Origin of the sequence: Pseudoalteromonas sp. APC 3358, from assembly GCF_030408075.1 — a bacterium.
In the GTDB taxonomy this organism is placed as follows: domain Bacteria; phylum Pseudomonadota; class Gammaproteobacteria; order Enterobacterales; family Alteromonadaceae; genus Pseudoalteromonas; species Pseudoalteromonas arctica.
The window spans coordinates 82,802-95,975 of sequence record NZ_JASDCE010000012.1 but is presented as its reverse complement, the minus strand read 5'-3'; the positions used below and the strand labels follow the sequence as shown (position 1 = coordinate 95,975).

Sequence of the window (13,174 nt, the reverse complement as noted above, 5' to 3'; positions counted from 1 at the left end):
TTGAGATAAAACCAGTGTAAGATATTTTCAATATTAGGGGTAGCGCAAACGGGTAATTGGCTTTAATAAATCAGAGAGTTAAGAACTAACTTACAGATTTTATACGCACAGCATCTATTTTATATACTGTGCGTAGTAGTGAGTTTATTTATAAGGGCTAATACTTGATAAACTAAAGTCACTTTGCATTATTACTTCGCCATCAATGCCTTTTAATTTAAGTGAAATAGTGGGGTCAATTTGCTGCCAGTCTATGCTTAAATCACCATAATTTACGTTATGAGTAAAATTCCCTACTCGGTGTTTGTTAGGGCTTACATCTTTCCACTTTTCAGTTAAGCCAGAGCTGGTCATCTCAATTAATGGGTAATCAAGGTTTTGCTGATACTTTGATATTTCACCCCAGTGCGTATCGCCGCTGATGATCACTACCCCATTTACCTTATGCTTTTTAATCAATGCAAATAAACGGTTTCTATCTTCAGGAAAGTTTGCCCATGACTCCCAACCTGTAAAATCAGGTAAAAGCTGTAAGCTTGAGGCAATCAATTTTATTGCAGCAGGCTTTTTAAGCTCTTGTTCAAGCCATTGCCACTGGGCTTCACCTAGCATTGATGCGCCCTTCACTTCACTAGGACTATACGGGCCTTGGTTATTAAGTTTGCGCTTAGTGTAGTATTCAAGCTCACCTACATGGTTTAGCGCATCACGGTTCCAACGTAAATCAGGCATTATTACTTGTATGGTTTGCTCATTTTCACCATACATGTACGAGGTATAAATTCCATCAGGACGAGTGCGACGCGCTGAGTTTACAGGTTCATCCCAAAAATTAAGCATAATTTGGCGTGATTGCTCTTTATGCGGATACTCTTTACCTGCATCGTTTTGGCCATAATCGTGGTCATCCCACATAGCAATGATAGGCGTTTGCGCTTTTAACGTTTTAAAACCAGGCTTTGCCCCTAAACGTTGGTATTTTTCGGCAAGTACATCCATATCGTTGGTATCGCCGTAAATATTGTCACCCAAAAATATAAACAAATCCCCCTGCTCTTTGTTAATTGCATTAAATATGGGTATGTTTTTATCTTGATGCCCACACGAACCAAATAGAATTTTAGATGGCGCGGCAGTAATACTTGCACTAATAACCAAACTCAACGCCAAGGCAGTTAGGGTTAATGGTTTTAATAGGTTCTTCATTTTAAAATCTCGCTAATAGCAGGCGCCATATTTGAATTTATTTCATTTGGATTCTGCCCAAGAGCCTTTAAAACGGTCGCTGCTATTTGTACTTGTTTAAGCTCATTTTTAGTTTTAATTAAGCCCCGTCCTTTTATTGCGGGGCCGATGGCTGCAAGCCAAATATGTTCAGAGCCGACAATTCCTTCTGGGTAGGTATTTTCACCTAACTCTAGCTCAGCAAGTGCACGTTTAGAGCTGTGATGTTGCCAATCATTGGCATTATTGCCACGGCCGTGATCAGTAGTAATAATTAGTGTGGTGTTATTTTTATAACCCGCTGTAGTTTGAATGGTTGCCCATAAGTCTTTTATAAACGCGTCACTTTGCCTTGCCGATTTAAGGTATTGATCGTAATGTCCATCATGCGCAAAGTCATCGGTTTCGCCTAAACTTATCACTAACAACTTAGGCTTTTTAGCCAACATATACGCTTTAGCAAAGCGATATGTAAAACTATCTAGTCGTACGTTATACCAAGGACTGGGGATTTCATTTTGTAGCGCATTTAACAGCGGCGCATCGGTGAATAAATTATCTTCAATTGACATAAAACCTGCATTTACATACACGTTACTGCGCTTAGTATTTACAATGTAAGGGAATACATCCCAACTGCCAAATAGGGCTGTGCTACCTTTAAACTCAGGTAAATTATCTAAACGCTCTAGAATAGTTTTATTTGGGTTGAGCACTTTGTTGTTACTATTTATATTTTCGTCAACTTCACCGGTGAGTATTTCGTTGTAACCAGGGTATGAAAAATACCACGGGTTACTTACCGACATAGTAGAGCCGTTAGCTCTATCGCCAATTATAATCCCTTTTTTAGCCACTACTTGCGTTAAAAAAGGCATTAGTAATTGCTGGCGCTCATTTGCTGTTTTTGCCCAAAATTGTCTCTTTAATTGCTCAGGCTTTTTAACAAAATCAGTATTATTAATTAAGCTATTATCAGCCCCATTAAATACTTCTTGCCAGCGTACTCCGTCAAGCGTTACCAGCACTACATTTTGCGCTGCTGTTGCAAAGCTGCTCGCTAATACACTTAAGCTAAATAGTGTTACTTTTATAATTGTTTTCATCGCGTTTGCGCCCTTTCATATAATAAAGCCCATCAATGATGGGCTATATTTTAATTCAATTACTAAAACCTAATTAAAAGTCAGCGGTAAATGTAACTGCTGCGGTGCGAGGCGCACCAATGTAATAAGTAGAGCCGTTACCGGTACCACCTGCTAAGTAGCTTTTGTCAGTAACATTATAAACAACAAACGATACGTCAATGGCTTTAAACGGGCCTGCATCTACGTCAGTTGAATAACCTGCATTAAAATCAAGTACTGTGTAGCCGTCTACTTTATTGCGCGTGCGAGTGTCTTCGTCTTGCCATGCGCCTAAGCGCTCACCGGTGTATTTAGCCGATAAACCAACACGAAAGCCATCGCTAAAGTAATCGGTAGATACCACAAATAAATCCTCTGATGAATCTATTATGCTGTCGCCTTTTCTAAAGCTTGGTGCTACCTCATTACCACTTTCATCTCTTAATATTACGCCTTGTGAATCGTATGCATTTGGATCATCTGATGAATATTCAGAACTGCTATTCGTATACGACGAGTACACGCTCCAGCTTGGTGTTAGCATATAGCTTGCTGCAAGCTCGAGCCCATTTGAGTCAATACCCCCTACATTTACGTACGAGCCATTTGTACCAATCGTGTAATCAATGCCGTCTGTGCCACTACCAGGGGCAATAAAGGTAATGCGATTATCAAACTTAACACTGTAAGCCGTTGCTGTAAGGGTTAATCTGTCGGCTTGGTAACGTACACCAAAGTCGATATTGTCGGCAGTTTCTGGCTCTATGTTTGTAAGTGTTGAGCTGTCTCGCTCAAGTACACCGTCTTTTATTGCGGAAAAATTCTCGCTGTAACTGGCAAATAATTCTGTGCTGTTATTTAGCTGATACAATACACCCCCGCTAAATAACACGTCTGAGTCGCTATCTACTTTATCTGATCTTTCGTTAGCAAAGTGGTCGTACTTTTGTAATTCAACTAAATATTGTTTTGCACCAATATTTAATGTTAAGTCACCAAAATTAATCGAGTCTTGTAGGTACCATTTGAATGTATCGGTATCAAAAGTGTTTTTGTATTGTGTCCAGTAAGGCGTGCTATCAAAGTGATGATAAATACGCGCGTCAATTACTTTGTGCCAATCACGCGACTCGTCACGCTCGCTTTGCTCATACCAAAAGCCCGCTTCGATATCGTGATCACCAAATGTAGCTTGGTAATTTGCCGTTACACCTAAGCGATCTTTGTTGTAATGCGTATGGCGGTAAGACATAACCGGCGTTGCTGTTGCATCGTAACACGCAGGATTTAAACCAGGACCCGACTCCCATGGCCAGCTCAAACTTTGCGTACAATCGGCATTTGGTGCAAGCGGGTTGCCTTCACTATCAGCAAAACCATAAGAGCCTGCATTAGTGCCACCCTCGGTTGTTGGGTTGCCATTTTCATCAACCGGCGTTGTTAAATAAGGTGGGATCCAATCGCCGCGACCTGAATTTTTATGATAATAAGGACTAACGGTTAATAATGAAGTTGGCGAAATCGCGTATTCAAATTTTAAATAGCCTAAGGTATTTTCACGAAGCGTTCCCCAACCTTCTGCAAACATTTGGTCAAAGTGCGGAACTCCCGTCCAATTCCATGTTAGCTGATCCCAATCGGGTGTTTGTTCAAACTGCTCAAGGCTTACGCTGTTATAGTTTGTCTCGCTTACATCATCGTAAGATAAACGACCAGTAAGTGTTAAATCGTCAAAATTAGATACAAACTTAAGCTCTGCGTGTTGGTTGTCTTTACCGCCATTACTGCCAGAACCAATCCAGCGGCTTGTATCTGTTTGCGAGTAACTTACATACGCTTGTGTGTTATCAAAAACAGTGCCTGTTTCGTGTTTAAAGTAATAACGCGTGGCATCGTGACTCCCTGATGTATAAGCAAAGGTAGTGCCTTTTTCAAGGCTTGGGTCTTTACTTACAAAGTTAAATGTCCCGCCTAGTGCTTCAAGTGAAGCCGACTTAATATCAGAGGTACCTTGACCTACTTCTACCGTTGCTAAATTTTCACTCTCCAAGTAACGGTTAGCTTTAGCACCACCGCCGTAATTAGAGCCACCATTGGGAATGCCATCAACGGTCATACCTAATTGTTGTTGGTTTCCATCAATACTAAAACCACGCATGGTGATTGTAGTAGACCAATCGTCGCCACCAAATGCATCACCTTCGTTTATGCTAATACCTGGTAAATTATCAATAACCGATAATATGCTCGATACCGAACTTTGTTGCTCAAGCATTGCAGGCTCAATAACATTGTTAGCGTAGCTTGTTGGTTTAGCAACCACGGTTACTTCTTCTATGGTGTTGTCGTTAGCATGAACAGATGTTGATACAGCCATGGCAATAGCCATGCTCAAAAGCGATTTGTTTTTTAAAGCGTACATTGTTGTCCCGTTTGATTTTAATTATGAAATATGAAAACGCGGACAGTATGAATTTTAAATATGACAACGAAGATGAACTTTATTTACATAAAAATTAAACAAATATGGAAGATTTATGGCGGGAATATGTACAAAAAAAGACACCCAAAGGTTTAACTTTGGGTGTCTTAATTATTTTCTAGAACTTATTACAAATAGTAATTTATTTCAATTGTGCAAGCATTTCATCGCTGTATGGTACTAACTCTTCACCGTTTGCAATTTTGCTAATGTAATCTGGGTTTGCAATAAGTGGACGACCAATAGCGATTAAGTCAAACTTAGCATCGTTAATAGCTTCTTTTGCTGACTCAAAACTATAACTACCTACGCCTACTAATGTACCTTTGTAGCCTGCTCGTAAAAATTCAGAGATGCTTTTGCCTTCAAGCGAGTCAAAGCGCATGCTGTCGTCAAAAATACCGCCGTGTAAGTACGCTAATTCTCTGCTTTCAAGTTCTGTTAATAAGTGATCAAATACCGCTTTATCGCGGCTATCTTCGCTCATATTAAAGTAAGCACCCGGTGTTAATCTAAGTGCAGTACGATCACTGCCCACAGCAGCAATAACCGCATCGGTTACTTCTAGTGCAAAACGCGACATGTTTTCAGGCGTTTGACCATATTCGTCGCTGCGTGTATTTGCAGCGTAATGTAAAAATTGGTCAACTAAATAACCGTTAGCACCGTGAATCTCTACCCCATCAAAGCCCGCTTCAATTGCGTTTTCAGCAGCTTTTGCGAAATCAGCAACTAGACTTTTAATATCATCAGTAGTGGCTGCTTTTGGTGTGATGTATGTAAGCTCACGCATACGAGGGACAGAGCCTTCAACACCAATTGCTGATGGAGCAAGTACATCGCCATCAAAAAAGTGAGGGTGTGCAACACGGCCAACATGCCATAGCTGTGCAAACATTTTGCCGCCATTAGCGTGCACAGCGTCAGTTACTTTTTTCCAACCTTGAATTTGCTCGCTGGTAAATAAACCCGGAGTATTTGGGTAACCTTGTCCATCTGGACGAATAATAGTTGCTTCACTAATAATTAAACCGGTTTCGGCACGGCGAGCATAATATTCAACCATATCTTGTGTTGGCACTAAGTTATCGTCAGCCATACAACGCGTTAATGGCGCCATAAGTACGCGGTTTTTAAGCTCAATCGTGTTATTTAATTTAAACGGAGCAAGTAGATCAGTTGTCATTTTTCAATCCTTCATTAAGTATATGCTTACTACAATGTGGCCTTTTTACAAACATTCAAGCTTATTTTGAATGATCGCTCAAATTAGTGAGAAATTATACTGATCAATCTACAAATTAGATCTGCATTGCTGAAATTAAATAGCAACTTTTCAACACTCTGTCATATAACTCGATATACTTGTGTGCATATAATTTAGATATATTAATATCAATAGTAATTAAGAGTGAGCTAATTATGACAACGCCAAATTTAAGCGAAGAACACGCAGTAATTTTAGGGCTTGGAGCCAAAAAACGCCTAGCCTATATGTTCGAAACCGTACAACAGTTCAAGCAAGTATGGATTTTAAACGATGATGATGGCTGCGTTATGCTTGCCAACGAAGATGACGACTGTGTGCCAGTTTGGCCAACTCGTGAATTTGCAGAAGCATGGGCAACTGGAGAATGGGCTGGCTGCAGCGCTAAAGCAATCCCACTTGCTGACTGGTTTAGTCGCTGGACACCAGGCCTTGAGGAAGATGACTTACTTATTGCTGCCTTCCCTACAGAGGAAGATGATGGCACGATATTGTTTTCAGATGAGTTTGAAAAACAATTAAAAGCACCAAAGCAAAAATATTAAGGTTCAAAGCCTAAATACTCAGAGTTCTAAAATTTATAAACGCGGCACTTAATTTAGTAGCCGCGTTTTTATTGGCAATATCTAAAATTCAAATAAGCCTGCGTAATTGCATCTGGATTTTCTACTTGCGGATAATGCCCAAGCTCTACAAACTCTTGTACGCGCGCATTGGGGATCAGCTTTTTATAATGCTCAATCATATGCTTACCAGAGATGGGGTCTTCTGCGCCTGCTATAAACGTAAGTGGTATATTGTTATTTATGATGGCACCAACCCAGCGTGCTCGGTTTTGCTGCCTCTGCTTTATATAACTAATGAGTTTAGGCATAACGGCTAAACCATCTTTATAAATTAGCAACTCCCAAAGGGTGTCTACCACTTGTTTTGAAGGCGGTGTACTTTTACCAAAAATAGTAACTAGATTATTGGCAAATTTTTGTTTATTCATTAATTTTGGCACTATCCAACCTAGCTTTGAAAGTAAAAGCTTTTGTATAAATAAGGGTTTATGCACCTCAGGAAATAACCCACCATTTAAAAAGCACACACTGTTTATTTTAAAGTCACTTTGGCTAACGACTTGTCTTGCTAATAGCTCTTGAGCCACAGTATCGCCATAGTCATGAGCTAAAATATGTATATCATTAATATTTAACGTTTTTAAAAATTGAGTATATAAGTCGGCTTGTTCAGTAATTTTATAGCCTGCATTTTTAGGTTTATCTGACAAACCAAAACCTAGCATATCGAGTGTAATTACAAAATAATGTTCACTAAGGGTTTGCCACATACCTTCCCAGTCCCAACTAGCACTTGGAAAGCCATGTATTAAAAGCAGCGCAGGCTTAGTTATATCACCAGCTGTTTTAGTAAAAATTTGATGGCCACTAATTTGAGTAAATTGACCCTGTGATTGCCACTGTTGAAGAGAAAACATATATTAGCTTAATTTTTATTATTGATTTGTTAGTTTTATCATAAAGATAATGAAAAAAGGAAACAAAACCAATGCATAAAATTTGCATTGGCTTATTAAAAGTCATGTTAAAATTTAATAGTGTAATCTACATAAACTCGATGGTCAGCTCTATCGCCTTTAACACCATCAACACTGCCTGATTTTTCGGTTGTATAATCTACAAATAACCAACGTAAGCTTAAGCCTTTTATTTTCTCAACTTTATAGCGAGTATCTACAGCCCAATATTTTTCGTCGGCTGTACCACCTAACTTACCCAATGCAGAGTTTTCAGCATCGCTGCCGTCTGTGTAGTAAAATTTAGTTGTTAAGCCAGGCGATACTGCTTTCAAATCAATTCCTAAACGAGCTTGCCATGATGTTTCATTTTGGTTTGTTAAATCGGCACCAATTAATGAGCGAGTTGGAAATGGGTTTGTACCATGGTCGCCACTGAAATTATCTTCAATCCAAGCATCACTTACTTTAGTAAATGCCGCACCTACACTCCAAATATCTTTTTTCCAATCAGCATCTAGGTAATAGGCAAATCCATCGTTTTCACTTTTGGTTAAACCTGTTAATGCACCAGGTGCATCTTCATCATCTAAATCACCACCCTCTGCGCCTGTTACAAATAAATCACCATCATCTTGTGAGGTAAATATGCCAGTTGAAAGGGTTAACTTACTTTGCTCAAGCTTAATGTCGTAACTGATTTTTAACCCGATTTTACTTAAATAATTGTGCGAATTTAAATATTCAGCCTCTAATATTAGATTGTCTTTTTTATGCGTAGCACCTACGCCCCAAATTACGCTAATAGCACCAGTTGCCGATTGATCGGTAGAAAAGTCTTCCCATCTATCATCGTGTCGACGGCTCCATTTATCGTAAACGTAACCGTATAATTTAGTGTTACCAATTTTGTAATCGCCAAAAACGCCTCTAAAAGTATTAGGAATAGCCCGACTCCCAGAGCTTTTAAGCAACATACTTTTGGTTTTTTGCCCGCCCACTTTAACGTGACCGTTGTTGCCCAATTTAAAATCTAAAAAATATTGTCCAAATTTAGAAAAGCTATCGTCAACTCCACCGCTCTCATTACCTGCTGGTAAAATATTACCTGCGGCTGAACCCGTAGAATTAATATCCATCACGGTGTAAGTCGATACACCCACACTCACTAAATCATTTATATAACCCGATGTGTAATTGAGCTCTATACCTTGAGCAAAAGTTGAATCGTCACTTGCGTCGTTATCGTAGTCGCGGTCAAAATAAATTGATCTAAGTTTTATATTAAATTCATCTTGTTCTGTCAGCCCATTAACAGCGGCATACGAAGGAATAGAAATACATGTTAATACTGCGCCTGTTGCCGCAAGTAATTTAGATACTCGGTGAGCCATAGTTATCTCCGTTACCTTGTTTTGTTTAAGTTTTAACTGTGCAGTGCATAGCAGCGTGTATTTTTTCGACCTACACGGTAAACATGTCATAAGGTAATTACATTTTAAGTAATCACGTTTTCTTTCACGCTACTAAAATATAGAACAATATAAGTTTTTAATGTTTTAATTTTCATATTATAAAATATTAAGTGTTTGTTTTGTTTCGGATGAATTATAAAAGTAAGGTGAGCATCGTCTCTTGCTTACTCGTACCTATACCGATAGCTCCCTTTAAAAGCGTCATAATATTGGTTAAATTTTACTTTATTTAAACTTAACAAAGTAAAGTTATAAGCAAAAACTAAAAGCTATCCGTTGTTTTTTGAGCACCTAATATTCACTAAAAAATCGATAAATATAAAAATCAGCACCTTTAGCTAATACTTTTGTTGTTCGCTATAAAGTAGCAAAAAACATAAAAATTATTATATTTATATACATGTTCGTCTTATCTTGGTGAGTAAAATCAACTCTTACATTACATCTACTCTAAACCTTTATAAAATATATATATTCTAATTAATAACAAAGTTGTATCCTGAATAATAAGTGCTATATTTATTTCGATGATAAAACAGATATACGTTCAGTATATCCATAATAAAGGATGGGTTAATGTTTTCAGGACGACCGATTAGTAAAAGATTATTAATCTCAGTGCTTACTCATGCTATTTTTTTCATCAGTGGTATTGTATTAACTTACTTTGCCCACGCTGCACATCAAGATGCTGTTAATAACAAAATAAATGAAGCCCTCAACAACCGCCTTTTTTCACTCTCAACAGGCGTTACTAGCAGATTCGACCTATATAAATATGGGCTATACGGTTTAAAAGGATTTATACACGGCATTGGCGTTAATAATTTAAGCTACCAAACAATTTCCAATTACTCTAACAGTCGCAATTACGCCCAAGAATTCCCTGGAGCAAATGGTATTGGCTTTATAAGAAAAGTGAATGCCGAAAACTTAGCTCAATTCTTAAAAACTGCAAAATCCGATCGGCCTAACCAAATATTCGAACTAAATAAACTAGCTAACGAAAGTGATGAGCACTTTATTATTCAGTATATATTTCCTGAGCAAAGTAATTCACGGGCTCTAGGACTCGATATTGCATCGGAAAGTACACGTAAAAAAGCAGCATTAAATTCTGCAATTAATAACCAAGTTCAATTATCGGCGCCTATTACGTTAATCCAAGCGGATAACAAATCGCAACAAGGCTTTTTAATTTTACTACCAGTTTATAAAAATATTAGTATTCCAACTGATAAAACCCAGCGTTTAGAGCAATTAATTGGATGGACTTACTCCCCTTTATTAATAAACAATATTTTAGACTCTCTTTCCCAAGCTGATGAAAATAAGCTAGTCATTAGCGACATAGGTAACAACGTTAAAACTGACTTTTTTAGCTACGGCATTAAAAGCAACTCGGCTGATTATCAGTTAAATAAAGTAATTAAAGTGATGGGAAGAACATGGGAAATCACACTTAGTGCTTCAGACACATTTATTGAATCACTACACTTACCGAGTAAATATCAAGCTATTGTCAATGGTGTTTTTTATACCCTTATTTGTATGTTTATAACTTTAATAATTCAGCTGTTTTTTTACCGTAGAGCACAAAGAACACAGCGAAGAATTATCAAAGCTAAACAAAATAAGCATATGCTGCAGCAAACAAATTTAAAATTAGAAAAAGAAGTAAAATTACGCACTAAAGAAATTGCCGATATAAGTATGCTTCAACAAAGTATTTTAAACAGTGCCAGTTACTCTATTATTGCGACCGACATAAATGGCTTAATTACTTTGTTTAATCCCGCCTCTGAAAAGTTATTAGGCTATAAAGCGCAAGACGTTATTGGAATTGAAAACCCGGGTATTTTTCATTTAAAAGAAGAAATTATAAAAAAAGCCAAACAGCTTAGTGCAGAGTTAAATGAACCTGTTTTCCCTGATTTTGAAGTGTTTATCTTAAAAGCAACTTCTACAGAGCCTGATATCAATCAGTGGACATACATTTCTTCTACAGGCGAGCACATACAAGTTAATATAAGTGTTACCTCTTTATTAAATAACGAAAATGAAATTGTTGGCTATTTGGGTGTAGCATACGATTTGACCGAACAAATTAATCACGAACAAGCTCTCGGACATGCTAAAGAATTAGCTGAACAGGCATCACAAGCTAAATCTGAATTTTTAGCAAATATGAGTCACGAAATACGCACACCTATGAATGGCATACTAGGTACATTACAGTTACTGCAAGAGCAGCCATTGAATGAAAAATCAAAAGAGTATTTGAAAAAATCACTTTATTCGACCCGCTCACTCACCACTATTATTAATGATATCCTCGACTTTTCTAAAATTGAAGCTGGGAAGCTTTCATTAGAATATAAATCATTCGACCTTTTTGAACTTATTCACCACTTAGAGTCTGATCTTGGCCTGCAAGCCAGTGATAAAAATATATACCTTAAATTTATAATTAATATTGAGCATAAGTATTGGGTGGGCGACCCCGTTAGACTCAGACAGATATTTTTAAACCTAATATCTAATGCGATTAAGTTTACGTCCCAAGGTGGCGTTACAGTAACCTTTAGGCTAACCGACGAAAACAAAATATGTTGTTGTATATCAGACACCGGAATTGGAATTTCTGAGCAGGCTATAGAGCGATTGTTTGAGCGCTTTGAACAAGCAGAGCAATCAACTACGCGTGAATATGGCGGTACAGGTCTTGGCTTACCTATTACTAAATCATTAATAGGTTTAATGAATGGCGAAATTAAAGTAACAAGCCAATTAGATTCAGGTAGTCAGTTTTATGTGTACTTACCATTAAAACAAGCACAGATTGATGAAAGCACATTAATAACAAAAAATGTTGAGCTTCCTGACCTATCTGGAAAAACTATTTTATTAGCTGAAGATAATAAAATAAATCAGCTTGTTGCCTCTGCGATGCTTGAGCCTACAAAAGCCACCATTATTATTGCTAACAATGGTTTAGAAGCAATCTCATTATACGAGTCACACAAGCCAGACATTATTTTTATGGACATTCAAATGCCTAAAATGGATGGTCTTCAGGCATGTAAAAAAATTAAGGCGCTTAATAGCGAACAAATTGTTATCGCATTAACCGCTAATGTTTTTACAGAGCAAAAAGAAATATACAGGCAGTTATTTGATGGTTACGTTTCTAAGCCAATTGAAAAACATGAACTTGTCGGCATGTTATCAACACTCTATTTAGTTAATAGTTAGTCATTGCGAAGGCATTAAAAAACCCAGTTACTAATACCTTTCGATATTAGTAACTGGGTTCTAAGAATAATGGTGGGGGAGAGGGATTCATAGAAAACCAATAAACCATTGTTTATAAAAAATAATACCTTTAAAAATAAAATAAAGGAATACTAATAGGTATACTAAAAGCTATTTATCTTTAAAAATAACTATGACTGCCACAAAATTCTGAACACCCTCAACGCCCTCGCTGAGCTTGCTCTACCCTTCCCAAGCATCTAATAACCTAGTAACCTTAGCATCTATAGATGATATGTCTTCCTTCATAGCTTTAATCTCACTGATATCATCAAAAGTTCTCTTTTTAAGTTCGTATTGCTCTTGCACTTTTGTATCTTTAGAAATCAACTTAGGATTTTTCCTAGCGTAATTTATTAGCTTTTCAATATATTTAGATTGGGATATTTCATCCGCGTCACTAAGCGCCTTTAGTTTATCACGCGCTGATCTAGACACCTCCAGCTGAAGTTTACACACTTTATTAGATGTATTTTTTAAGCCTCTTTCATAGCTTTTCCATGCTTTATAGAGCTTATCAAGGTTAACTTTTTGACTATCTTGATTATCACTTATACGTTTTATTTCATCTCTAATAAAGCTATCTAATGTGGCATCTGGAAATTTAAAATAATTACTGTAACTGTCATAGCGGCATGCTAGCCAGTTACGCAAGTCTTCGTTATCTTCCTTGACCCAAGTCAAAATTTTCTTGTTATAAATCCAACCTGTCATTAGTTCTTCCTTGTGTTTGGTGTTTGTAGATTTCATCCAAGACAATAA

Annotated in this window: 9 protein-coding genes; 2 read left to right on the top strand and 7 right to left on the bottom strand. The window is 37.4% G+C overall.

What is annotated here, in order from left to right; all coding sequences use genetic code 11:
• Positions 1 to 144 precede the first annotated feature (144 nt).
• The 4 genes from QL995_RS17130 to QL995_RS17115 all read right to left on the bottom strand — a co-directional run bounded on the left by QL995_RS17130 (position 145) and on the right by QL995_RS17115 (position 6,019).
• On the bottom strand, positions 145 to 1,206 hold the full coding sequence (locus QL995_RS17130; RefSeq protein WP_290294692.1) for an alkaline phosphatase D family protein: 1,062 nt from the start codon (positions 1,204 to 1,206) through the stop codon (positions 145 to 147).
• Positions 1,203 to 2,330 (bottom strand): alkaline phosphatase family protein, encoded by a 1,128-nt coding sequence (locus tag QL995_RS17125; protein ID WP_290294691.1) that lies wholly within the window; start codon positions 2,328 to 2,330, stop codon positions 1,203 to 1,205. The genes QL995_RS17130 and QL995_RS17125 overlap by 4 nt, the downstream gene beginning before the upstream one ends.
• A 73-nt stretch (positions 2,331 to 2,403) precedes the next feature.
• Positions 2,404 to 4,773, bottom strand: a complete 2,370-nt coding sequence (locus QL995_RS17120; RefSeq protein WP_290294690.1) for a TonB-dependent receptor — start codon at positions 4,771 to 4,773, stop codon at positions 2,404 to 2,406.
• Positions 4,774 to 4,975: 202 nt separating this feature from the next.
• Complete coding sequence (locus tag QL995_RS17115; RefSeq protein WP_290294689.1) at positions 4,976 to 6,019, bottom strand: alkene reductase; 1,044 nt, start codon at positions 6,017 to 6,019, stop codon at positions 4,976 to 4,978.
• Between the two features lie 236 nt (positions 6,020 to 6,255).
• On the opposite strand from QL995_RS17115, the gene QL995_RS17110 reads away from it, so the two are divergent.
• Positions 6,256 to 6,645, top strand: coding sequence for a DUF2750 domain-containing protein (locus QL995_RS17110; protein ID WP_007585609.1), 390 nt, complete (start codon positions 6,256 to 6,258; stop codon positions 6,643 to 6,645).
• Positions 6,646 to 6,713: 68 nt separating this feature from the next.
• Here the strand turns inward: QL995_RS17110 and QL995_RS17105 are convergent, their stop codons facing one another.
• Together QL995_RS17105 and QL995_RS17100 are read right to left on the bottom strand one after the other, a co-directional pair.
• Positions 6,714 to 7,583: an alpha/beta hydrolase gene (locus QL995_RS17105; protein WP_290294688.1), complete on the bottom strand. Its 870-nt coding sequence runs from the start codon at positions 7,581 to 7,583 to the stop codon at positions 6,714 to 6,716.
• A 107-nt stretch (positions 7,584 to 7,690) separates the two neighbouring features.
• Positions 7,691 to 9,016: an OprD family outer membrane porin gene (locus tag QL995_RS17100; RefSeq protein ID WP_165726146.1), complete on the bottom strand. Its 1,326-nt coding sequence runs from the start codon at positions 9,014 to 9,016 to the stop codon at positions 7,691 to 7,693.
• A 657-nt stretch (positions 9,017 to 9,673) separates the two neighbouring features.
• Here QL995_RS17100 and QL995_RS17095 point away from each other — a divergent pair.
• Positions 9,674 to 12,352 (top strand): CHASE domain-containing protein, encoded by a 2,679-nt coding sequence (locus tag QL995_RS17095; protein ID WP_290294687.1) that lies wholly within the window; start codon positions 9,674 to 9,676, stop codon positions 12,350 to 12,352.
• Positions 12,353 to 12,595: 243 nt separating this feature from the next.
• Here QL995_RS17095 and QL995_RS17090 read toward each other — a convergent pair whose 3' ends face one another.
• Positions 12,596 to 13,126 carry a hypothetical protein gene (locus QL995_RS17090; RefSeq protein WP_182721299.1) on the bottom strand — a complete coding sequence of 177 codons (531 nt, stop codon included), beginning with the start codon at positions 13,124 to 13,126 and terminating at the stop codon, positions 12,596 to 12,598.
• Between the last annotated feature and the right edge of the window lie 48 nt (positions 13,127 to 13,174).